The sequence below is a fragment of the Atopobium minutum 10063974 genome (assembly GCF_000364325.1).
Classification (GTDB): domain Bacteria; phylum Actinomycetota; class Coriobacteriia; order Coriobacteriales; family Atopobiaceae; genus Atopobium; species Atopobium minutum.
The window spans coordinates 471,562-494,859 of the sequence record NZ_KB822533.1 but is presented as its reverse complement, the minus strand read 5'-3'; the positions used below and the strand labels follow the sequence as shown (position 1 = coordinate 494,859).

Below are 23,298 nucleotides of genomic sequence, written 5' to 3'. Positions count from 1 at the left end.
TTATTCCCCCTCATAAAACGCAATAGCTGCACCAAGCGCGCCTACGTTAAAATTCATTTGCCTGTTGTACAGATCTCCAGGGCGCACAAACATAAGTGCTGTCATCATGCGAGAAACAATCTCTACATCCTCTTGCATGCCGCACGTAAGCCACCTCACCAAAACGCCTACTTCAGCAGAAATTGCATAGGTGAGGTAGTAATCCAAAAGTGCTTCCCCTACGTATTCATTGATGCCCTTAGCTGCACGATCCTGCACAACATCACGAACGAGAAGCTCTATGCGGTGGGTAAAGCCCGGATCTCCGCCATTGCCCAGCAGCGCCGACATATATTTACCGCGTTCTTTGAGAAACTCTAAAGCCTCAACAGCACCTGGGCAGGGCTGCAAGTGCGAGATAGCATCCTGCAACTCTTCTAAATTTGTTGCTGCAATGCGCACAATATAAGGGCGTAAGCTTTCCAACGTGTCCTCTTCGGTAACGCGTACCAGATCAGGAATATCCTTAAAATGAGAGTAAAACGTACGGCGCGTAATCTGGGCGCTGTTGCACACGGCCGTAACCGTTACCTGCGATAAATCCCCGGTTTTCTCAATTTCTGTTGCCAAGGCATCCCGCAGGGCACGACGTGTCCGAACAATACGCCTATCAATGCTTACTGTACGAGTGGACCGAGATGACACATCCGGTGCAGTTGGTACGGTTGGTGCGGTTGACGCGACTGACACAGTTGATGCATCCAACGCGCCTGCTGCATCCAACACGGCTGGTGTAGATTTACAGACAGTCCTTGTACGCATACATACTCCCCTTTACGTAAGCGCTCAAAGTGTCCTTCCTTATGAAATAAAAGTATTACTTATTACACACTATGTATAGTAAGTAACAGTTTGTGTAGTATTGCACCACTCAGAACCCTTTATGTTGTATCTGACAAAAAAACACGAAACTGCTACAGTCCAGCTCAAGTGCTGTTATACTGATAGCTTGCTTTGTATGAGTCACTTTGCTTCATAGCCTGTATTTCAAAAGAAAGTCGTGCAGCACACCAGTTCAAACGGTCAATAAAGGAACTGACTTTGCCTCGTAACAACCCCTACAACGCTCGCCGGTCTTCAACGCTTGGACAAGCGGCACAGGCACGCAGCGTTCAGCAGTACCAATCACGCACTGCAAGCGCTCCACATACTAAACGCACTACACGTGCGCAGCATACCCGCAAAACCCCGACTACCACAGCTGCTTCTCGCTCACCAAAACGCAGTCCAGAACGCATCCCAGAACGCAGCCGTTTATTACCCATAGCTATAGCTCTTGTCGTGGGGCTTCTGAGTATCGTAGGCTTGTGTATTGTTCTTATTTCTTGCAACGCGCGTCAAACAGCTGGCAAGGATCCAAATAACAGCACGGAACACGAAGCTACTACTACAGCTTCTACCGGCAACTCTGATAGCGCCGATACTCTTAACACGAGTAAAAATGCCACCATCGTAGATTACAACCAAGACAACATAACGGCACACGTCCCTGAAGGATTTACGGATACCTCTACGTATAACCAGCTTGTGAGCGCCATAAAAACGTTTGAAGCGCATGGCTATACGCTGAGTTTCTCGCTTTTGGACATCAACACCAACCGATCTCTTGCCTACAACAGCGACACACCTCTATACCCTGCAAGCGCTATCAAAGCTGCCTACACGGCCATGGTGTACGAGATACACGGCGGCGCTGGAGGACTATCCAACACAGCAGAAAACTGCATTGTCAACTCCGATAATGAATCCTTCCATAGGCTTATCCAAACATTTGGCCTGTCTAGCTATGGCGATTGGCTTACCAAAAACGGCGCACCCAATGCAGGAAAAATAGCATACGTACACTACTACCCCGAAATTAGTGCCACAGAGCTATCCAATGTATGGCAAGAAATTTATCGCTATGGGACGTCTGGCGAGAAGGGTGCTCAAGAGTTTACCGGCTTCTTAGCCCAGTCAAACCACACTTCCATGGGTGGACTTTTGCGCGATTACTATACCGTATGGGCTAAGGCTGGCTGGTATCCAAAGGACGGCACCAACTCTGAGGCAACCGTAGATGCCGGCGTGGTTTTCTCGGACTGCGGACCCTATATATTTGTAGTCATGTCCGATGCACCAGAAGATTTTGACGCCCTCTTCCCTCTTGAGGATGCGCTTAATGCAGCACATGGTCGTATGTGTGGTGGCAGCACAAAGCTAGCCTACACAAGCTCAACCACCTTACCTGGCACCGAGTAATTACTGCGTGAAGCAAGCACTTCAGCGGTGTAGTTTGCTCTATAAGCGGCAGTTCACACAGGCACAGTAAACTCTTTGGAAAAATAGTCCGTTATTGACTATGCTATCTACCGTATAACGTACCTCTCTTGCGTACCATACGGGCGCTACGCTGCCATCGAAAGGACATCCATGGACATCTCACTTGAAGAAATTGCAGAAACTCGCAGCATGGTTTTGGACCAGCATTTGGATATTCGTACTATTACCATGGGTATTAACCTGGGTGGATGCGCAGACGAGAATCTCGAACGCATGTGCACCAAAGTATATGACCGCATTACCACCACAGCGCAAAATCTGGTACCAACGGCACAGGCCTTGGAGCGAGAGTACGGCATTCCCATTGTCAATAAGCGTGTCTCGGTAACACCCATTGCACAAATTGCTGCCGCCTGCCCCAATGAAGATCTCACTCCTTTGGCTCATGCCATGGATCGCGCTGCAAAAACACTGGGCATTGACTTTATGGGCGGCTTTTCTGCTCTTGTTCATAAGGGCATTGGTGATGGTGACCGCCGGCTTATCAACTCCATTCCCCAAGCACTGGCAACCACTGAACGCGTTTGTTCGTCGGTAAACGTGGCGAGCTTGCGCGCCGGCATTAACATGGACGCTGTTTTACTCATGGCTCAAAAGATTGTAGAGGCTGCAAAACTAACCACCGACATTCAATGTTATGGTGCCGCCAAGCTTGTAGTTTTCTCTAACATGGTTGAGGATTCACCCTTTATGGCAGGCGCTGTTCATGGCACGGGTGAAGCAGACGCCGTTATTAACGTAGGTGTTTCTGGACCTGGTGTTATGGCAAGTGCTCTGGAAAGCCTTCCTACCAGTGCAAATATGATGGACGTGGCAGAGCGCATCAAGCAGACCGCTTTCAAAATCACCCGCACGGGCGAGCTCATGAGCCGTGAGGCAGCGCAGCGTTTGGGTGTCGAGAAGGGCATCGTAGATCTGTCCCTTGCTCCTACCCCCGCAGTTGGAGACTCCGTTGCACGCATCTTGGAAATCATTGGCGTAGGTACTACGGGCGGTCCTGGTACCACCTGCGCGCTTGCTATGCTTAATGATGCCGTTAAAAAAGGTGGTGTTATGGCATCATCATCCGTTGGCGGCTTGTCTGGTGCTTTTATCCCCGTATCCGAGGATGCTGGTATGATTGCAGCTGCCGAATCTGGCACGCTCTCTTTAGAGAAGCTCGAAGCTATGACCTGCGTTTGCTCCGTAGGTTTGGATATGATTGCTATTCCTGGCGATACACCCGTCGAGGCAATTGCTGGCATTATTGCAGATGAAATGGCCATTGGCGTTATTAACAACAAGACCACTGCCGTACGCGTCATTCCCGCTATTGGCTGCAAAGAGGGCGATGTGCTGGAATTTGGCGGCCTGTTTGGTTCTGCACCGGTTATGCATGTCAACCCCAATGCAGGAACAGTGTTAGCACACCGTGGTGGACGCTTCCCAGCACCGCTGAACTCACTTAAGAACTAAACGATCGAGCGGGCTGTGGTTTATCGACAGTCTGTAAGCTAGCTCAGCTTACTATGGTCTACCACAGTCTGCCACGCCCCCCTGCCTAGCTATTCCTCGCCCAAGAAGCGCACTTCAGGCTCTAGATGCACGCCAAACAGACGCTGCACTTCCTCCTGAACATGCGCAATAACGCCTCGTACGTCAGCCGCGCTTGCATGGTCCACATTAACCACAAAGCCAGCATGCTTGGTGGAGACCTCGGCACCACCCACGCGATATCCCTGCATGCCAGCATCCATAATGAGCTTGCCCGCAAAGTATCCCTCGGGACGCTTAAAGGTAGAGCCAGCGCTGGGCAGCTCAAGAGGCTGCTTGGACTCACGACGAGCAGTTAAATCATCCATCTTGGCACGAATCTCCGCCTCATTGCCCTCGTGCAACAGATACGTGACTTCTAAAACCACCAGGCCTTCCTTGCTGATGCGGCTGGAACGATATCCCAGTTCAAGCTCCTCATTGGAAAGCGTCAAGATCTCGCCTTGCGGTGTAAGCACACGTGCAGACTCAATAATATCTGCCATGCAGCCATCATAGGCACCAGCGTTCATAAAGGCGGCTCCGCCCACCGTACCAGGAATGCCGCAGGCAAACTCCATGCCAGTAAGGCTCAAAGCACAGGCCATTTCTGCCGCGTCCGCAAGAGAAACACCAGCTTGGGCAATAACACGCTCACCCTCTACCGTAAGATCATCTAAGGCATCTGCCATACCAATAATGACACCGCGATATCCCTTATCGGAAACAAGCAGATCACTGCCGCGACCCAAAACAAAATAGTCAGTATCAAACTCGCGACAGGCAGCAATCAGCACGCGCACACGATCCAGCGTGTCGGGAACTACGTATATATCCGCAGGACCACCAACGGCAAAAGTTGTGTGCTCACTTAAAGGCTCATTAAAATAGACGTTATCCTCGCCGGCAATACTTACTAAACGCTCGGCAAGTGAGGGCTTATCGTTACCCGAATCAGACATGCTAAAGATTCACTCCTTAATTAAAAAACTTGCACACGAGTATAACCCATTCAGCAAAAGCCTTACATGCTATACTCTTACTCACAGTTTCAGGGCGGGGTGCAATTCCCCACTGGCGGTAAGGCGCTTTGCCAAGCCCGCGCGCCGAAAAGATCGGCTGATCTGGTGCAAATCCAGAGCCAACGGTATAGTCCGGATGGAAGAAACGGAGCGCCTTATGGCACAACCCACTTCAAATATGCGTCACGATTCTCATTCCACCACCGCTCAAGGTACGTGGACTACCAAGCGTATTGCCATTACATCACTGCTTTGTGCGGTTTCGGCTATCTGTACGCTGCTCTTAGAGTTTCCCCTCTTGCCTGGTCTTGAGTTCTTAAAATATGACCCTTCGGGCATCGTAGCACTTATCTCAGGCTTTGCATTTGGTCCAGCAACTGCCGTAGTGGTCTCAATCTTGCCCTACCTCGTGCACTTTGCAACGCAATCTGGATTTTATGGTGTGATTATGGCGGTATTGGCAACTATTTCACTCGCAGTGCCTGCAACCATTGTGTATCAGCGCAAACCTACACGCATGGGTGCCCTTATCGCTATGGTGGTTGGCGCCATTTGCAGCATTGCTGTTTGTATTGTGGGCAACCTTATCTTGACCCCGTTGTACATGGGCGCCAGTTTTAATGATGTTGTAGCGCTTATCGTCCCCGCGCTGCTGCCCTTTAACCTGGTAAAGGTGCTGATCAACTGCGTGGTTACCGCCCTTATATATAAGCCGGTTACCAAGGCTTTGTCAGAGTAAGCCACTACGCATGTCAAACGCGCACAGCTCATACACCTTATCAAATAAACCTATTGCACATCTGAGCGAGGTAAGCCTACGGTACAAGAATCAGACGGCTCTTGATGCCATAAATCTGTCGATAAACCCAGGCGAGCGCATTTGTGTTCTAGGCGCAAATGGTTCTGGCAAATCGAGTCTCGCCTCTGTGCTTTGTGGTCTGCTTGCACCAGATGAAGGCAGCGTTACGCTTATAGACCAGGCAGTATGCACAAAAGGCTCTACTAACTTTGCAGCCTATAGGAAGGCTCGTCGCTGGCTGGGCCTGGTGTTTCAAAATCCGGATGATCAGATTGTTACTTCCATCGTGGAGGACGATATTGCGTTTGGCCCAGAAAATCTTGGCGTAGATCCGCAAGAGATCACACAGCGTGTTACACGCGAGCTTCATCGTGTTGCCTTAGATGCCTATGCCAAAGCAAATCCTTCACATCTTTCTGGCGGACAAAAGCAGCGTGTTGCCATTGCAGGTGCGCTTGCCATGGAACCAAAACTTTTGGTACTGGATGAACCAGGAGCCTTGCTTGATGTGCGCGGCCGACGTGGCATTATGCACGTTATGAATGCGCTCAGCGCACAGGGCACCACCATTGTGCACGTCACTCATTTCATGGAAGAAGCGCTCAAAGCAAGCCGCGTTCTCGTACTTTCCAAAGGCAAGATCGTGCTGGATGGCACGCCACAAGTAGTCTTTTCTCAGGTAGATCAGCTGGCGCAGCTCGAGTTAGAGGAGCCCTTTATCGCCCAGCTTTCTGCCAAGCTTGTACAGGAAGGCGTGCCTGTCTCTTGGACCTGTGACGAGAAAAACCTCTGCCAACAGCTTGCCTTGCAGCTGCAATCCGTCAGCACAACAGACCGTAGTCGTAGTGGCGCATCCAACACACCCACGGCGTCCGGTGCACCCACTGCGTCCGGCACACCCGTTACTCCCACTACGTCTGACGTCCCAGCCGTCCAAGCACGCAAGCTCAGCTATTCCTACGCAAAAAGCAGCTCACACAGCGATTCCGTTGCGCTTAATGAGGTAAGTTTTACGATCCCCCAAGGAGCATATACTTCAATCATTGGCCAAACTGGCTCTGGTAAATCCACTCTCGCTCGCCTCATCTGTGGTCTCGAACATCCAGATTCGGGCGAGCTGTTTGTTGGCCCGCTTAACCTGACCAACAAGCGAGATCGACACAAACTGCATGGCCAGGTAGGCTACGTTATGCAGCATCCGGAACGACAACTTTTTGCTCAAACAGTGTTGGAAGACGTGGCATACGGCCCCAAGAACTTGGGCTTCTCGACACAAGAAGCCAACAAAAAGGCACGGCAAGCACTCCAAGAAGTTGGGCTGCTCCACAAACAAGACGCTTCCCCCTTTGAGCTGTCTGGTGGTCAAGCGCGCCTGTGTGTCATTGCGGGAATTTTGGCCATGCAGCCAAAAATTTTGTTGCTGGATGAGCCCACTGCAGGCCTTGACCCTGCTGGCCGAGAAACCCTTCACAGACTGCTGGTACATATCAATCAGCGCGGTACTACCGTTGTGCAAATCACTCACTCCATGGAAGACGCTGCTACAAGCGATAGGCTTATTGTGTTGGATCAGTCGCGCATCCTGATGTGTGCAACACCGCGCGAGATCTATCAGCCGCATAATCGTGCGTGCCTGCGCGCAGCGGGACTTGACTTGCCGTATCCGCTTATTTTTGCGAACGCGCTTGAAGCAGAAGTTCCTCATCTCAGCCTTGGCCAGCCGCTCACCATGAATGAGCTCATACAAACCTTGATACACCTACTCTCACCTGCTATTCCTGACACAGCTTCTGCAGCTGTTCATACAAGGGCGGTGAGAAACCCATGGCCTTTCGCTTAAACATTGGTCAATATCTCGCTGGTACTTCTGCCATCCACAAGCTTGATCCACGTACAAAAATTTTGGCAGCGCTGGTACTTATGATCTCCGCCTTTTTTATTCAAACGCCTATTCAGCTTGTATTTGGCCTGCTTTACATCGTGGCGCTCAGCCGTGCTACACGCCTTCCTGCCGGCAAGCTGCTTGACTCAATAAAGCCTCTTATCGCCATGCTTTTTGCCCTCGGTCTCATTAACATGCTTATGGTGCACCGTGGAGAAACCCTTATTAGCTGGGGCGTGCTCAACATTACCGATGAGGGCATCCGTGTGGCGCTGCTGTATTCTTTGCGCATGATTGTTGCCATTGTAGCTGCAGCAATCTTGCTTCTTACCACCACGCCCACTCAGCTTACCGACGCTTTTGATGCTCTGCTTTCACCCTTAAACAAGCTGGGCCTTCCTGCACATGAACTTGCGATGGTTTTCTCGCTCATGTTGCGCTTTATCCCCCTGCTTGCAGAAGAAGCCAGCTCCATCATGGACGCGCAGACCATCCGCGGCGCCAGCATACATAAGGGACACGTACACACCCGTATCAAATCTCTTATTCCTGTCATCATTGCGCTGCTTGCAAGCTCCTTGCGTCATGCCAACGGGCTGGCACGTTCACTGGATGCACGCTGCTATGAGGGTGGATCCACCCGTTCTCACTGGCATCCCCTACGCTACAAAAAACGTGACGCCCTTGCCTGCGGCATCACGCTTTTGTATTGCTTTATGTTAGGAATCCTTGCCTTTGTTTAGCTGCGGGTTTTAGCTGCACGCGCTATCCATGTGCCAGCAGCTCACCAACCATGCGTGCTAAAGACGCTCGGCCATCGAGAAAATCAAGCGCTCGGACGCATCCCAGCCAAGGCAGGCATCGGTAATGGACTTGCCATACACGCCCCCATTAACAGGCTGGTTACCATCCTCCAAATAGCTCTCCACCATGAAGCCACAAAACAGCCCCGAAACCTTACGGGAGCGCTCCATGCTGTCCAACACCTCATTGCAAATACGCACCTGCTCGTGCGGACGCTTACCCGAGTTGTCATGATTACAGTCGATAATAACTGCAGGATTGGCATACATATCGGGGGTGTAACAATCGGCCAAGCGCTCAAGATGCTCGTAGTGGTAATTTGCATGGGTACGTCCATCGGAACCAACATAGCCACGCAAGATGGCATGAGCCAAGTCGTTACCGCTCGTCTTGACTTCCCAGTTACGATAAATGAAGGTCTGTGACTGCTGAGCTGCATAAATGGAGTTAAGCATCACATCCAAACTGCCGCCCGTGGGGTTTTTCATGCCCACAGGACCAGGAATGCCGCTAGCAACCAAACGATGCTCCTGATTTTCTACAGAACGCGCGCCCACCGCGCTGTACGCCAGCAGATCCTTGAGAAACTGATAATTAGCGGGATAGAGCATCTCGTCCGCCGTGTACATGCCCGTCTCTTCGATCACGCGCAGGTGCATGCGACGAATGGCCTTCACGCCCTCCAACAAATCATCCCCCGCTTGCGGATTAGGATTGTGCAGCAAGCCCTTATAACCGGTGCCCTTGGTGCGAGGCTTGTTGGTATACACGCGCGGAATGAGAATGAGCTTATCGGCAACCTGCTCGGAAACCGCAGCTAGACGCAGCATATAATCCAAAACGGCGTCCTCGCGGTCAGCTGAACACGGACCAATAATAAGCAACTTGCGTGTATCTTTACCGCGCAACACGTTGGCCACTGCCTCATCAAATACCAGCTTGCGCTGCTTGGCATCTGCCGACAAGGGCATCATCTCGCGGATTTCTTGTGGGATAGGCAGCCTGCGCATGAAGTCAAACGCCATGTTATACCTCGCTATCGTTTGTATGTAATGGATGCATGTTAGCACCTTGTTTTGTCTATGCACATGCAATTCATGTAGCTCGCTTATACTTGCAAAGAAACGTTAACAGTTTGCGGTTGCCCACCTGGCTTCCGCGAGGCTCGGAGGAAACATGGATACTGCAACGACCGCACACAAGCCCTGCATACTCGTAACCGGTGGTGCGGGTTTTATCGGCAGTCACACCGTCGTTGAGCTGCTTAAAAGTGGCTACAACGTTGTGGTTATAGATGACCTATCCAATGCAAGTGAGAAAGTCTTGGACCGCATTGATGCTATCGTAGGCGAGCAAGCGGCCAAGAAACTCTCGTTCTATCATGCAAACGTATGTGACCGAGAAGCGCTCAGCAGCATTTTTGACGACAATACCATCAGTTCTGTTATTCACTTTGCCGGGTACAAAGCGGTTGGTGAGTCTGTGGTTAAACCCATTGAATACTATACCAACAACCTCACATCCACGTTAACGCTGGTAGATGTCATGCGTGAGCATGGTTGCAAGTCTATTATCTTCTCCAGCTCTGCCACGGTATATGGCGATCCCGATGCGCTGCCTCTTACCGAGGCCAGCCCCAAGAAAAACGCTACCAACCCATACGGTTGGACCAAGTGGATGATTGAACAGATTTTAACCGACCTACACACCGCTGACCCCGAGTGGAATGTAGTGTTACTGCGCTACTTTAACCCCATCGGCGCTCACCCTTCAGGACTTATGGGTGAGGATCCCAAGGGTATTCCCAACAACCTTGTGCCCTATGTTGCTCAGGTAGCCGTAGGCAAACGCGAGGCCGTTCACGTATATGGCAATGACTATGACACGCATGACGGCACCGGTGTACGTGACTACATCCATGTTTGTGACCTGGCAAGCGGTCATGCAGCAGCACTTGCGTGGATGGAAAGTCGCACCGGCGTTGAGATCTTCAATCTGGGTACAGGCAAGGGAAGCTCTGTTTTGGACGTTATCAAGTCCTTCTCGGCAGCCTGCGGCAAAGAGTTGCCGTATGTCATTGAGCCGCGCCGTGCTGGAGATGTTACCGCCAACTATGCCAACTGCATCAAAGCTAAGCAGCTCATGGGCTGGGAGGCACAGTATGATTTGGACGACATGTGCCGTGACTCCTGGAATTGGCAGTCTCATAACCCCAATGGCTATGAGGGCTAGTTCATGACCACGTCTTCAAGCACGCCCGAACCTGCAACTCCACATACGCCTGCAACCGCGCATGTGCCTGAGCCTACGCCTGCATCCACGCCTGCATCAGACAAAGGCAGCGCTTTTGCACACTACCTTGCCGATACACGCATGCACATTGATGCCTATTTGCAGACTAGCGCACCGCGGGTTTCTTCTGCCCAGCAGACCAGTCCCGCAAACGATTTGGACAGCTTCTTGTACGCCCCACTCCAGGCATTTACAGCCCAAGGCGGCAAGCGAACTCGTCCGGCGCTGTGTTTGTTAGGCGCTCTTGCTGTTGGCGGAAATGAAAAAGATGCGCTCAGCGTTGCTGCAGCCATTGAAGACTTCCAAAGTGCAGCGCTTATTCACGATGACATCGCAGATCAAAGCCAACTACGCCGCGGAAAGCCTTGTGTGCATCTCACGCAAGGTATCGGTGGTGCCATCAACATTGGTGACCTCGCCTTGGTTAACGTAACTGCACGCATCGTGCGTAGCACACAGCTGTCTGACTCTATAAAGGTGCAGCTCATCGACCTTCTCTGCCAAATGCAGGAACACACCCTAGAAGGCCAGGCGCTGGATCTGGGCTGGACGCATGATGATCGCTGGGATATCGCTGAAGCTGACTACCTGTATATGGCTGCCCACAAAACAGCCTACTATTCTGCAGCAATTCCTTTAGTTGCAGGTGCGCTGTGCACGAGTAAGGCAACTCATGCACAACTCCATACGCTCAACACGTTTGGCATGAAGGCGGGTCTTGCCTTCCAACTGCAAGATGATCTTCTCAATCTGATAGGAAACGCTGCCGATCAGGGCAAAGATTGGCGCAGTGACATCACGGAAGGCAAGCGTACACTGTGTGTAGTGCATGCGCTTTCTCAGCTTGGCGAGAAACCCCGCGCAAAGCTCATAGCACTTCTCTGCAGCAAAACCACTGATCAAACCCAGCTTGCACATGCCGTGGAGCTTATGGAACAAGCAGGCAGCATTGCCTATGTGCAATCCTATGCACGCACGCTGGTAGCTGAGGCAAAGGCTGCTCTGGATGGCGCTCAACTAGCCACCGATGCACAGCAAATTTTATACTCTATGGCAGACTATTTTATTGAACGCCTGGGCTAGGTGCTTTGAGGGCACCGTTGTCGGGTACATGAGGAGGATAGATGGATCCCATTCGTGAGGGCATGAGCGGAGTTGCCGTGGAAGATATCCAGGAGCGCCTGGTTAATCTTGGCTACAGCATCAACGATGCCGAGCGCCGCAATGCAACGTTTGGCAGTTCAACCGCCACGGCAGTCACTCGTTTTAGGCTGGATCATGAGCTGTCGCTCTCCAGTGAGGTGGATGCAGCGTGCTGGGCAAAACTGGTAGATGAGAGCTGGGAGTTTGGTGAGCGCACCCTGTATTTGCGCCTTCCCAATTTCCACGGACGTGACATTAAAATCCTGCAAGAGCGCCTTAACGTTTTAGGATTTTCCTGCGGTCAACCCGATGGCTATTACGGCGTACATACAGAAGCTGCGGTCAAACAATTTCAGGAAAACGTTGGGCTTCTCGCCGATGGTATGGCCTTCTCGGATACCTTTGACGCCATCATGCGCCTGCACCATGTATGGAATGGCAAACCTGCCACAGGCCCTCATCCTCAGATAGGCATGAGCTTTGCGCGCGCTGCATCTGTGCTGGAGCACGCACACCTGGCCTTTAGCGCAGCAGATCCCATCTCACGCAACGTTGCCGGCCGCCTGTGGAACCTTGCTCAGGCAACCGTAACCGACGCAGATATTGAGCTTATCGATTCTGTGGATGAGCATACCAAGCTCAGCAAGACGGTCTTTTTGCTCTCGCCCAGCATGCTTCCGTACAATACCAACATTCCCAACGTAGAAGTAGATGACTTAGAAACGCTCCCCCGTCGCATTCGCACCGCTTGTGAAAGCTCTCGCTTGGCTCACCCTCTAGTGCGCCTTGAGCTTCCCATTGGCGCGGAATATGACGGAACGTTCTCCGCTTCTGACGCGCAAACGTTGGCAGTTATGTTACTTGATGCGATTTGCGAAGCATTTTCAAATTAGTAGTAGCAAAAAACACTACTTGTCGTATACACTAGTAACGCGCACTGGGGCATCGTCCAATGGTTAAGACACGGGTTTTTGGTGCCTGTAATGGGGGTTCGACTCCCTCTGCCCCAGCCAGTCGCATTTTGACGGCTTAATCTTTTCCTTGGAGGCATAGTAATGCCACTCACCGCGATAGTCCTCGCAGCAGGCGAGGGTACGCGCATGAAGTCCCGTCATCCTAAAGTTATGCACACATTGCTTGATCGTCCCCTTGTAGGCTGGGCTGTTGATGCCGCACGTCGTGCTGGCTGCGACCGCATTATTGTGGTGGTGGGACATGGCGGACAAGAGGTGCGCGACTATCTGAGTAACTTTGATGACGTCGAGTTTGTCGAGCAACCCCAACAGCTCGGAACCGGTCATGCCGTACGCTGCGTCTTTGAAGCCTTGTATCCCAACCGCAATGCCTTTGCCGCCCATGGCCGTTTTGTTGTTTTGTACGGAGATACACCCCTCGTACGTCCAGAAACTATTTCTTGGCTTGCTGCTCAGTCCACTGAGCGCTATGACGGCTGTACCGTACTTACTATGACCCCTCCCAATCCTGAGGGTTATGGCCGCATCTATACAGAAGACGGACAGGTTAAAGCCATTATCGAGCATAAGGACTGCACCCCAGAACAACGAGAAGAGCTGCGTGAATGCAACTCTGGTATCTACTGCTTTGAGGGCAATGCCCTTGCGGAAGGCCTTACAAAACTATCCAACAATAACGCTCAAGGTGAATATTATCTGACCGATATGGTTGCCTGGCTCAATAGTCGCCACCTCGCGGTTTCTGCCGTGCATTGTGAAGACTACCGTGAGCTTTTGGGCGTTAATTCTCGTGTACAACTTGCCCAGGCCACTAACATTATGCAGCAGCGCATCAACCATCGGCACATGGAACAAGGCGTTACCATGCTTGATCCTACCAGTGTATGGATTGGACCTGAGGTACACATTGGACAAGACACGGAGATCTTGCCCAACACCCTGTTGTTTGGTCGTACGAGCATTGGCACTAACTGCACCCTCGGCCCCAATACACGCCTTACCAACGCAAGCGTAGGCGATAACTGCTTGGTAGATGAGAGCATTATTGTAGATTCCACCATTGACAACAATGTGAGCTGCGGGCCGCGCGCATATCTGCGTGGTGGTACTCATCTTATGGATGGTGCCAAAGCCGGTACCCATGTTGAGCTTAAAAACTCCACCGTGGGCAATGGCTCCAAGGTACCTCATCTGTCCTACATTGGGGACACTACTATGGGCAGCGGCGTCAATATTGGCGGCGGTTCCATTACCTGCAATTATGATGGCGTTCACAAAAATAAGACCATAATTGGTGACAATGCCTTCATAGGCTCGGATACTATGATGGTAGCTCCCGTAACTATTGGAGAAGGCGCCATTACCGGAGCAAGTTCTTGCATTTATGAGGACGTCCCCGCCGGCGCGCTTGGTATTGAGCGCTCCCGTGAGGTCATAAAGGAAGGCTACGCAGCCGCAAGGCAGCAACGACTCGAGAAAGGCGACAAGTAATGTACGAAACTCTGTGCCAGCCCCTTAACGTAGAGAAACAAATCAGGCTCTACACTGGTACCGGCAATCCACTGCTTGCTCAGCGCATTGCAAATGTTCTACACCTTGAGCTGTCTGGTCTTAAAATAGAGAAGTTCTCTAACGGCGAGATCTACGCCCGTTTTGAAGAGACCGTTCGTGGCAGTGAGGTATTTTTCGTACAATCCATTGCAGGTGCTAACGTCAATGACCTGCTCATGGAAACCCTTATTGTTGCCGACGCTGCGCACCGCGCATCCGCCAGCAACTTTACGGCTGTTATTCCCCACTATGGTTATGCTCGTCAGGATCGTAAGGCTGCCAGCCGCGAGCCCATTACCGCCCGTCTTGTTGCAAACCTGCTTGAAGCTGCCAGCATTGATCGCATTATTACCCTCGATCTGCACTCCGGTCAGATTCAAGGCTTCTTTGACATCCCGGTAACCCATCTTACTGCACTTTATCGCTTTGGTGACTACTTTAAGACCAAGGGCTTTGACATGAACAACACGGTTGTTGTGTCTCCTGACATGGGCCGCGCAAAGGTAGCTAAGAGGCTGTCCGATTATTTGGGCTGTGAGGTTGCCATTGCTCACAAAAGCCGTCCCAAGCACAATGCTGCAGAGGTCATGGGTATTATCGGCAATATTAAGGGCAAGACCTGCATCATCAATGACGATATGATCGACACCGCAGGCACTCTGTGTGGCTCTATTGGCAAGCTTAAAGAAATGGGCGCGGGTGACATCTATGTCTGCGCAACCCACGGCATCTTCTCCGGCGCTGCTATTGAGCGCTTGGAGACGGCTCCCATTGAGGAGTGCGTAGTAACCGATGCTATCCCCTGCGCTATTGCCAATACAGAGGGCTCCAAGATTAAATCCATTTCTGTAGCACAAGAGCTAGCAGATGCTATTTACGCCGTATACGCCGATAAAACCGTCAGTGGCGTGCACGGCGGCAATTCCGAGATGTAAGACACTGCCTGTTTTGCATATGTCTGCTTCAAACAAGTCTCGCGTAAACACAAAAGAGATTCGGCTTATCTGCGGCTTGGGCAATCCCGAGCCGCAGTACGCGTTTACCTATCACAACATTGGATTTGCCGTAGTAGATGCTCTTGCCCAGGCATACAACGTGCACTATTGGAAGAACGAAGCGGGCGCACACGTTGCAGAGCTTACCATTGCCAACAGACCCGTTCTTCTCGTTAAGCCACAAAGCTATATGAATACAAGTGGCGGTCCGCTTTCTAAGGTGGCGCGCGCTCATAAGATTACCCCTGCGGAAATTTTAGTTATCCATGATGAGGTAGATTTGCCCGCAGGTCAAAATCGCATAAAGTTTGGAGGCGGGCTTAATGCGCACAACGGTTTGCGCTCTATCGCGGACAAACTTACAACCAAAGAGTTTGCTCGGATGCGCATGGGGATTGGTCGCCCGCCCGGAAAGATGGATGTAGCAAGCTATGTCTTGCGTGAGCTTAAGGGTGCCGCGCGCAAGGAGTTTATGTTTAATGCACAGGCAGGTGCAGACCTCTGTCAAACGTGTATTTCTGCCGGTATACAAACCCTGCTCTAAAAGCTGATTATATATATCTACGCAATTTAATATACCTAGTCACATACTCTGGTATAAAATATACGGAGCTGTGCATGTGCTTTTATGCATAAGTACACAGCTTGGAAGGAAAAATGATGCGCTCTTAAGGAGAGGGTGTATCACGCCGTATGGAGAAAGCGGAGAGGAGTACGGTTAATGTATAAAATCCTCGAAAAGACGCAGTTCTCTGAGAAGGTATTCAAGTTTCGCATCGAGGCACCCGAGATGGCAAAGCATGCACATGCTGGTCAATTCTTGATGGTTCGTGCAAATGAAATGGGCGAGCGCGTGCCCTTTACCTTCGCAGACTGGAGTGACGAAGAAGGCTGGGTTGAATTCATCTTTATGGTGATTGGCAAGACCACGCGCCTTCTATCCACCTATGAACCGGGCGATGTGCTGCAGGATGTAACGGGACCTTTGGGAATGCCTACCGAGATGGGCAAGGGTCGTTATGCCGTTATTGGCGGCGGCGTGGGTTTGGCAATTGCCTACCCTGTAGCTCGTTCTTTGGCTGCTGCTGGCAATGAAGTCCACGCTATTATGGGCGCTCGCACCAAGGGTCTTCTGCTGTTAGAAGACCAGTTCCGTGAGATTTTAGATGCAGATCATGTTCACATCACCACTGATGATGGATCCTATGGCGAGCAGGGCGTGGTAACAGCACCTTTGGAGCGTTTGCTCCAGGAAGGCGCAATTGACCAGGTATTTTGCGTTGGTCCTGTGCCTATGATGAAGTTCTCTACGCTTACCGCGCAGAAGTACAATACCCCCATTACCGCTTCTCTCAACCCCATTATGGTTGACGGCACCGGTATGTGCGGTTGCTGCCGTGTAGAAATTGGCGGCGAGACCAAGTTTGCTTGCGTTGACGGCCCCGACTTTGATGCAACCAAGGTTAACTGGGATGACTTGCGCATGCGTCAGGCATCCTACCTTACCGAGGAAGGTCAATCACTCAAAGCTTACGAGGAGGCGACGTGCGCATGCCACAGGTAAATGGAAGGTACGTACCCAATGCTAAGGCGCCCCGTACGCCTGATAATGAAGAACCCGCTGCCGAGCGCGCAAAGGATTTTCGTCCTGTTGATAAGGGCTATACCCCCGAGATGGCGATCACCGAGGCAAACCGTTGCCTTAACTGCAAAAAGCCCCTCTGCGTGGATGGCTGCCCGGTAAACATTCAGATCCCTCGTTTTATCGAGAAAATCCGCGAGGAAGACTTTGGCGGCGCTCTTGACATCATCCACGAGGACTCTATGCTGCCCGCAATTTGCGGCCGTGTATGCCCTCAAGAAAACCAATGTGAGGGCAAATGCATCCTTGGCCGTAGAGGCGATCCCGTTGCCATCGGTCAGCTGGAGCGCTTTATTGGCGATCAGCCAGAGCTTGCTTCTGAGCCTGCCATTGCCCCTGCTAATGGCAAGAAAGTTGCCGTCGTAGGATCTGGCCCTTCTGGCATCACTTGCGCAGGTGAACTTGCCCGCAATGGCTTTGACGTTACCGTTTATGAGGCATTCTTTACCGGTGGTGGCGTTTTGGTCTATGGCATTCCTGAGTTCCGTCTGCCCAAGGCCGTTGTAAAGCGTGAAATTGACTCTTTGGCACAGCTGGGCGTTAAGTTTGAGTACAACGCCGTAGTAGGCCGCATTACCGATGCGTCTGAGCTGTTTGAGAAGGGCTTTGATGCTATTTACGTAGCAACGGGCGCAGGCCTGCCTAAGTTCCTTAATGTCCCTGGTGAAAACCTACCCAATGTATTCTTTGCCAATGAGTACCTCACCCGCGTTAATCTGATGAAGGCCAACCAATTCCCCGAGTATGATACGCCCACCAAGCATGGTAAGAATGTTGTGGTATTTGGTGGCGGCAATGTAGCTATGGATGCTGTTCGCACCGCTAAGCGCTTAGGTGCAGAACATGCCATCATTGCGTATCGTCGTACCGAGGAAGAAATGCCTGCTCGTAAGGCGGAATTGCATCATGCAAAGGCAGAGGGCGTGGAGGTCATGCCTCTTGTTTCTCCCCTGGAGTTTGTTGCTGGCGAGGATGGCGCTGTAGCCGCGGTACGCGTGCAGAAAATGGAGCTGGGCGAGCCCGATGCAGATGGCCGTAGGCGCCCGGTACCCATTGAGGGTGCAATCGAGGAAATCCCTTGTGATGTAGCCATTTCTGCTATTGGCACCAATGCCAACCCCTTTGCCCCCATGATTGGAGACATGAAACTAAACAAGTGGGGCTACATTGAGGCTGATGAAGATGGCCAGACTTCCGATAAGCGCATTTGGGCTGGCGGCGACATTGTAACAGGTGCCGCAACGGTTATTTTGGCAATGGGCGCAGGCAAAACTGCGGCTGCTGCCATTACCAAAGCACTTGCGTAAGACCCACGCTTTATAACACGATACGACCTACACTTCGTAGCATATCGGTAAGAGAGACTTGGTTGCCTGCCAAGTCTCTCTTTTTGATTTAATTTTGTCCTATTGCTCTACAACATCACGCAGCTGTGATTTGTGGACAGGCACTCCCACTACAGTAAGCCCTGCAGGCACATCTTTAACCACAACGGCACCAGCCCCAATTTTGACATTGTCGCCTACTTCAATCCCACCAAGTACAACCGCATTAGCGCCCACCAACACCCCATTTCCCAGCTTTGGATGGCGGCGTCCATCTTGATGAGGATCGCTTGCGCCAAGCGTTACACCCTGGTAGATCAAAACGTCATCACCAACAATAACCGTTGAGCCAATAACAACCCCCCATGCCATGATCAATAATGACACGTCTACCAAATTGCGCGGCAGGATGGATTTCTATTCCTGTTTTTCTGCGGGTGTGTTTTGCAAGCATACGAGCAAGCACCGTATGCCCGTTTTGCCATAACGCATATTCAACTCTATGCCCCAGTACCGCTCTAAAGCCTGTAGAGAATACCAAGGCTTTCAAGCTTAGAACTTGTAGAAGGATCATATGCTAAAAAAACATTAAGATCCTCCCTGATAAGTTGTAGCGTCGAGGGCATTGCAGACACATTGTCTTGAGTAAAAGCTGTGGAGGTCATAGGTTTCTCGGCCTCAGCAGAAGACGAGAAACTCCTAAATAACAAGGCCATGGCAGCCTCTTAGAGTTCCATGGACAGGTAGCGCTCACCCGTATCTGGAAGTATCGTCACAATAGTTTTGCCCGCAAGCTCTGGTCGCAAAGAGAGCCTTATTGCTGCCGCAACGGCTGCTCCGGAGGAGATGCCCACCAAAAGTCCCGCCTCTGCCAAAGATTTTTTGCTTGCGATGGCATCAGCTGAGGTCACCGTAAGAACCTCATCGACCAGACGAGCATTATAGTTTTGAGGAACAAAGCCGGCACCAATACCTTGGATCTTATGAGGGCCCGGCTTACCACCAGACAGCACGGGAGATTCTGCAGGCTCCACGGCAACGGCAAGCAGCTGCGGTTTGAGCTCCTTGAGGTACTGAGCGGTACCAGAAATAGTTCCACCGGTACCAACGCCGGCTACCAGTACATCTACACTGCCCTCAGTATCAGACCAAATTTCTGGGCCAGTGGTAAGGTAATGTGCACGAGGATTTGCGGGGTTATCAAACTGACCAAGCACCACCGAATTGGGCGTAGCCTGTTGCAGCTCATGAGCCTTTGCAATGGATCCCTTCATCCCCTCGCTACCGGGGGTGAGCACAATCTGTGCGCCGTAGGATGCAGCAAGCTTACGACGCTCAACGGACATGGTTTCTGGCATTACCAAAACCATGTGATACCCACGAGCTGCTGCAATCATTGCCAAACCAACGCCGGTATTGCCCGATGTTGGCTCAATGATAGTGCCCCCCCGCCACAAGAGAATCGTCCTTCTCGGCAGCGTCAACCATAGACTGAGCTACACGATCCTTGACGGAGCCTCCGGGATTTGTTGCTTCGTATTTTGCAAAAATGTAAGTGGTATCAGAACCAAAAGCAGAGAGATCTACGAGAGGGGTCTTGCCGACAAGACCCTCAATATGCTGAGCAATCTTTATAATTGTTCCTTCCTATGGGGCTCTCCAACCCCGACTGGTTGCAAGGATAACGCGCTTGTGCGTGTACCTTTCGCGTGCGCTTGCAGTTTTAGTATGCCACTTTTATTCCCACCTTATTGCTATGATTTAAAAAATGTAGGAAAGCTCATTTAAAAATAAGGTTTTGTTTACTGCTGCAGTTCCTACTGTTTGACGCAGCGACCCATGCTGGCTGTTACCGCCATGGCTCATGCTGTCCGCTGCCACAGCCCATGCTGTCTTCTGCCACGGCTCATGCTGTCCGCTGCTTCCTCACATTGATTTTATAATCGAATTTTTGGATGAGATTGTATTGCGAGCACTCATTCCTCGTGTCAGTGTGAGAGACTTTTTAGCGTATGTAAAAGCGCGGTGTGAGCAAAATTGCTATCGGAGGCATGTATGCAGCTTGGTTTTGATAACAACCAGTATCTATCAATGCAGGCGGAACGTATTAGAAATCGTATTGCACATTTTGGCGGTAAGTTGTACTTAGAGTTTGGTGGCAAGCTGCTTGATGACTATCATGCTTCACGCGTATTGCCCGGCTTTGCTCCTGATTCTAAGGCACGCATGTTGGCTACCTTAGCCAATGAGGCCGAGGTATTATTTGCCATTAACGCTAATGATATCGAGCATGGCAAACGTCGTAGTGACATTGGCATAACCTATGCAGAGGACGTTTTGCGTCTGATGGACGTCTTTCGTACCATGGGCTTGGCCATTGGTGGTGTTGTTATCACACAGTGGAGCGGTCAGCAAAAAGCTGAGCAATACAAGGCCATGCTGAAAAATATGGGTATTGCAGTTTACAGGCACTACCCCATCCCTGAGTATCCCTCCAATGTAGATCTTATCGCCAGCGATGAGGGCTTTGGTAAGGACGAGTTTGCAAAGACCACACACCCGCTTGTGGTGGTAACGGCTCCTGGCCCTGGTTCTGGCAAGCTAGCTGTTTGCCTTTCTCAGCTGTATAACGAGCACAAACATGGAACCAACGCAGGCTATGCCAAGTTTGAAACCTTCCCTGTTTGGAACCTGCCTTTGGCGCATCCCGTTAATATCGCCTACGAGGCCGCCACACTGGACTTGGGTGACAACAATATTATTGACCCCTTCCATCTGGAAGCGCATGGTGAAGTCACGGTTAACTACAACCGCGACGTAGAAACGTTCCCCGTGCTCAAGACCATTATGGAGCGCATTTTGGGCACCTGCCCCTATTCCTCCCCCACGGACATGGGCGTAAACATGGTGGGCTACTGCATCAGTGATGACGAGATCTGCCGCGTTGCTGCAAAAAATGAGATCGTGCGCCGTTACTTCCATTGTGCCGAGAAGATCGAGCGCACCGGTGTTGGCACTTCTCAGCTGGACAAAGCTCGCTTGCTCATGAAAGAGGTTGGCGTAGACGAGAACTTCTCGCCTGCTCACAGCGCGGCTTTACAAAAAGCTACCGAGACAGGCGCACCTGCTGGAGCTATGGTTTTGCCAGACGGCACGGTCGTTACGGGCAAGACATCCTCTTTGCTGGGTGCTGCATCTTCTTTGCTGCTCAACGCCCTAAAGCGTGTTGCGGGGGTAGATAAAGACACCTATGTGGTGAGCAATGAGGCACTGGCGCCCATTGGTCGTCTTAAGACGGAGCATCTGCATAGTCACAATCCTCGTCTGCATTCGGATGAGACGCTGATCGCGCTTTCCATTAGCTCTGCTACCAACACAGAGGCTAAGCGCGTTATTGAGGCCACAAGCAAGCTGTATGGCTGTGACGCATACTTCTCTGTCATTATCTCCGCTACGGATGAGCGCGTATATAGGCAACTGGGCATTAACGTATGCTGCGAGCCTCGATTTGAGAGTGGTGCCTACTACCACAAGTAAAGCGGTGCCACCATTTGGCGCTGTTTTGTTGTGGAGTTTGGCACCTAGGGGGCTAAGGTAGTAAGTGGAGCGACAATAACTCCATCCTCGCGTTTATAGGCATACGGTGTGCCTGTAAGCACCATGAGGAAGGATGCTTTTTTCATGCGCGAAGTATCAATCTTGTTTTGTAGCTTAAGCAGATTAGCTGCAGCTTCATCAATATGATCTTGCGAGAAAAGCTTCACTTCTACCAAGCCATACCGTCCATCACGAAGATGAACAACAGCATCGGATTCGAGACCAGTTTTATCCCGATAGTGATACACCTCGCCATTAAGGCGCTGGGCATATATGCGTAAATCTCTTACGCATAGTGATTCAAAGAAGAACCCAAACGTCTTGAGATCATTCATTAAATCATTAGGTCCCAAACCTAACACTGCTGCTGCAATAGACGGATCTGTAAAATGCCGAGTGTTTGAAGTGCGAATAGCAGTTTTTGATCTGATGTTTGGATTCCAAGCACAAAGATCTTCTGTTACAAACAGCTTAATAAGAACCGAAATATATGAAGCAATGGTATTCTCGTTAATTGAATTTTCTTCATTAGCAGCAATATCAGACTTTATTGTTGAGTAATTTGCTTGTGTACCGAGATTTCGTGCGTATGACTTTAAGATTAGAATCATGCGACGTGGATCTCTAGAAATACCATCAACCTTGGAATAGTCGCTTTGCACCAAACTCTCTACGTAATCAATTGCCTGTTGTAGTGCTACGTTTCTCTTTTGCCCAATTGCCATAGGCCACCCACCTCGGCAGGTAAGAAAAGCGAGGTCTTCTAAGTTTTTATTTGAGGTACCTTGTATTTCATTTGTGCCTTCAAAGAGCTGCTGCAAAGATAGTTCTCCGCTAGAGTCACCAGACTCAAAAAGAGACATGGTATGCATGGTCATGCAAGAAATGCGTCCTGTGCCACTGTGAGTTATTTCCTCTGAGCTTGGAGGGGTAACTGACCCGGTAAGAATGAATTGACCAAACTCACCGCGCTTATCCACCTCAAAACGGATTGCATCCCAAATAAAAGGTATAATCTGCCATTCATCAATAAGTTTAGGAGTTTTTCCTGACAAGAAACGAGAAGCATCAGCCTTTGCAAGCATCATATTTTGCTCACGTGTCGAGGGATCTTGCATATAAATCGTACTTTGTGCCAGCTGCTCTGCAGTAGTGGATTTACCACACCACTTTGGCCCTTGGATGAGCACCGCACCACGCGCCTCAAGCCTCCTTGTTAATACTTCATCTGCAATGCGTGGCATATACTTCTTCATAATTGCTCCTCTGCTATATTTATGCAGGTAATTATAGCATACAGTCATTTTGTTGTGGAGTTTGGCGCTGTTTTGTTGTGGAGTTTGGCGCTGTTTTGTTGTGGAGTTTGGCGCTGTTTTGTTGTGGAGTTTGGCGCTGTTTT

21 protein-coding genes, 1 tRNA gene and 1 riboswitch are annotated in these 23,298 nt (G+C 50.8%); of the genes, 15 read left to right on the top strand and 7 right to left on the bottom strand.

What is annotated here, in order from left to right:
• Complete coding sequence (locus tag HMPREF1091_RS02400) at positions 1 to 801, bottom strand: TetR/AcrR family transcriptional regulator (RefSeq protein ID WP_002563240.1); 801 nt, start codon at positions 799 to 801, stop codon at positions 1 to 3.
• Positions 802 to 1,080: 279 nt separating this feature from the next.
• Between HMPREF1091_RS02400 and HMPREF1091_RS02395 the strand changes: the two genes are divergently transcribed.
• Together HMPREF1091_RS02395 and HMPREF1091_RS02390 are read left to right on the top strand one after the other, a co-directional pair.
• Entirely contained in the window at positions 1,081 to 2,280 is a 1,200-nt protein-coding gene (locus HMPREF1091_RS02395) for a serine hydrolase (RefSeq protein WP_002563239.1), read from the top strand.
• Positions 2,281 to 2,451: 171 nt separating this feature from the next.
• Positions 2,452 to 3,816, top strand: a complete 1,365-nt coding sequence (locus HMPREF1091_RS02390; protein WP_002563238.1) for a PFL family protein — start codon at positions 2,452 to 2,454, stop codon at positions 3,814 to 3,816.
• Positions 3,817 to 3,905: 89 nt separating this feature from the next.
• Here HMPREF1091_RS02390 and murB read toward each other — a convergent pair whose 3' ends face one another.
• Complete coding sequence (gene murB, locus HMPREF1091_RS02385) at positions 3,906 to 4,835, bottom strand: UDP-N-acetylmuramate dehydrogenase (RefSeq protein ID WP_002563237.1); 930 nt, start codon at positions 4,833 to 4,835, stop codon at positions 3,906 to 3,908.
• An 81-nt stretch (positions 4,836 to 4,916) separates the two neighbouring features.
• Positions 4,917 to 5,047, top strand: a riboswitch (FMN riboswitch).
• A 5-nt stretch (positions 5,048 to 5,052) separates the two neighbouring features.
• Here murB and HMPREF1091_RS02380 point away from each other — a divergent pair.
• Genes HMPREF1091_RS02380 through HMPREF1091_RS02370 form a run of 3 tightly spaced genes read left to right on the top strand, consistent with a single transcriptional unit; the run spans position 5,053 to position 8,319 of the window.
• Positions 5,053 to 5,634 carry an ECF transporter S component gene (locus HMPREF1091_RS02380; protein ID WP_002563236.1) on the top strand — a complete coding sequence of 194 codons (582 nt, stop codon included), beginning with the start codon at positions 5,053 to 5,055 and terminating at the stop codon, positions 5,632 to 5,634.
• A 10-nt stretch (positions 5,635 to 5,644) separates the two neighbouring features.
• A complete protein-coding gene (locus tag HMPREF1091_RS02375; RefSeq protein ID WP_002563235.1) occupies positions 5,645 to 7,534 on the top strand; it encodes an ABC transporter ATP-binding protein in 1,890 nt (629 codons plus the stop codon).
• Complete coding sequence (locus HMPREF1091_RS02370; protein ID WP_002563234.1) at positions 7,519 to 8,319, top strand: energy-coupling factor transporter transmembrane component T family protein; 801 nt, start codon at positions 7,519 to 7,521, stop codon at positions 8,317 to 8,319. Before HMPREF1091_RS02375 ends, HMPREF1091_RS02370 begins: the two co-directional genes overlap by 16 nt.
• 57 nt (positions 8,320 to 8,376) lie before the next feature.
• On the opposite strand, the gene HMPREF1091_RS02365 is transcribed toward HMPREF1091_RS02370, so the two are convergent.
• Positions 8,377 to 9,405, bottom strand: coding sequence for a 3-deoxy-7-phosphoheptulonate synthase (locus HMPREF1091_RS02365; RefSeq protein ID WP_002563233.1), 1,029 nt, complete (start codon positions 9,403 to 9,405; stop codon positions 8,377 to 8,379).
• 151 nt (positions 9,406 to 9,556) lie between these two features.
• On the opposite strand from HMPREF1091_RS02365, the gene galE reads away from it, so the two are divergent.
• From galE to gltA, 9 genes are all read left to right on the top strand, one after another.
• Positions 9,557 to 10,612, top strand: coding sequence for a UDP-glucose 4-epimerase GalE (gene galE / locus HMPREF1091_RS02360; protein WP_002563232.1), 1,056 nt, complete (start codon positions 9,557 to 9,559; stop codon positions 10,610 to 10,612).
• Between the two features lie 3 nt (positions 10,613 to 10,615).
• Positions 10,616 to 11,755 carry a polyprenyl synthetase family protein gene (locus HMPREF1091_RS02355; protein ID WP_002563231.1) on the top strand — a complete coding sequence of 380 codons (1,140 nt, stop codon included), beginning with the start codon at positions 10,616 to 10,618 and terminating at the stop codon, positions 11,753 to 11,755.
• A 41-nt stretch (positions 11,756 to 11,796) separates the two neighbouring features.
• Complete coding sequence (locus HMPREF1091_RS02350) at positions 11,797 to 12,708, top strand: peptidoglycan-binding domain-containing protein (protein ID WP_002563230.1); 912 nt, start codon at positions 11,797 to 11,799, stop codon at positions 12,706 to 12,708.
• Between the two features lie 45 nt (positions 12,709 to 12,753).
• Positions 12,754 to 12,828, top strand: a tRNA-Gln gene (locus tag HMPREF1091_RS02345).
• Between the two features lie 42 nt (positions 12,829 to 12,870).
• Complete coding sequence (gene glmU / locus HMPREF1091_RS02340; RefSeq protein ID WP_002563229.1) at positions 12,871 to 14,280, top strand: bifunctional UDP-N-acetylglucosamine diphosphorylase/glucosamine-1-phosphate N-acetyltransferase GlmU; 1,410 nt, start codon at positions 12,871 to 12,873, stop codon at positions 14,278 to 14,280.
• A complete protein-coding gene (locus HMPREF1091_RS02335; RefSeq protein WP_002563228.1) occupies positions 14,280 to 15,275 on the top strand; it encodes a ribose-phosphate diphosphokinase in 996 nt (331 codons plus the stop codon). The genes glmU and HMPREF1091_RS02335 overlap by 1 nt, the downstream gene beginning before the upstream one ends.
• Before the next feature lie 19 nt (positions 15,276 to 15,294).
• Positions 15,295 to 15,879: an aminoacyl-tRNA hydrolase gene (gene pth / locus HMPREF1091_RS02330; RefSeq protein WP_002563227.1), complete on the top strand. Its 585-nt coding sequence runs from the start codon at positions 15,295 to 15,297 to the stop codon at positions 15,877 to 15,879.
• Positions 15,880 to 16,056: 177 nt separating this feature from the next.
• The gene (locus HMPREF1091_RS02325; RefSeq protein WP_002563226.1) at positions 16,057 to 16,899 is read left to right on the top strand and encodes a sulfide/dihydroorotate dehydrogenase-like FAD/NAD-binding protein; all 843 of its coding nucleotides are present in this window, start codon (positions 16,057 to 16,059) and stop codon (positions 16,897 to 16,899) included.
• Complete coding sequence (gene gltA / locus HMPREF1091_RS02320) at positions 16,887 to 18,284, top strand: NADPH-dependent glutamate synthase (RefSeq protein ID WP_002563225.1); 1,398 nt, start codon at positions 16,887 to 16,889, stop codon at positions 18,282 to 18,284. The genes HMPREF1091_RS02325 and gltA overlap by 13 nt, the downstream gene beginning before the upstream one ends.
• A gap of 99 nt (positions 18,285 to 18,383) precedes the next feature.
• Here the strand turns inward: gltA and HMPREF1091_RS08395 are convergent, their stop codons facing one another.
• The 3 genes from HMPREF1091_RS08395 to HMPREF1091_RS08605 all read right to left on the bottom strand — a co-directional run bounded on the left by HMPREF1091_RS08395 (position 18,384) and on the right by HMPREF1091_RS08605 (position 19,919).
• Complete coding sequence (locus tag HMPREF1091_RS08395; protein ID WP_002563224.1) at positions 18,384 to 18,674, bottom strand: serine O-acetyltransferase; 291 nt, start codon at positions 18,672 to 18,674, stop codon at positions 18,384 to 18,386.
• A gap of 353 nt (positions 18,675 to 19,027) precedes the next feature.
• Positions 19,028 to 19,759 (bottom strand): cysteine synthase A, encoded by a 732-nt coding sequence (cysK, locus tag HMPREF1091_RS02310; RefSeq protein WP_002563222.1) that lies wholly within the window; start codon positions 19,757 to 19,759, stop codon positions 19,028 to 19,030.
• The gene (locus tag HMPREF1091_RS08605; protein ID WP_331270868.1) at positions 19,734 to 19,919 is read right to left on the bottom strand and encodes a pyridoxal-phosphate dependent enzyme; all 186 of its coding nucleotides are present in this window, start codon (positions 19,917 to 19,919) and stop codon (positions 19,734 to 19,736) included. Before HMPREF1091_RS08605 ends, cysK begins: the two co-directional genes overlap by 26 nt.
• Before the next feature lie 438 nt (positions 19,920 to 20,357).
• Between HMPREF1091_RS08605 and HMPREF1091_RS02305 the strand changes: the two genes are divergently transcribed.
• Entirely contained in the window at positions 20,358 to 21,839 is a 1,482-nt protein-coding gene (locus tag HMPREF1091_RS02305) for a DUF1846 domain-containing protein (protein ID WP_002563221.1), read from the top strand.
• A 44-nt stretch (positions 21,840 to 21,883) separates the two neighbouring features.
• Here HMPREF1091_RS02305 and HMPREF1091_RS02300 read toward each other — a convergent pair whose 3' ends face one another.
• The gene (locus HMPREF1091_RS02300; RefSeq protein WP_002563220.1) at positions 21,884 to 23,155 is read right to left on the bottom strand and encodes an ATP-binding protein; all 1,272 of its coding nucleotides are present in this window, start codon (positions 23,153 to 23,155) and stop codon (positions 21,884 to 21,886) included.
• Between the last annotated feature and the right edge of the window lie 143 nt (positions 23,156 to 23,298).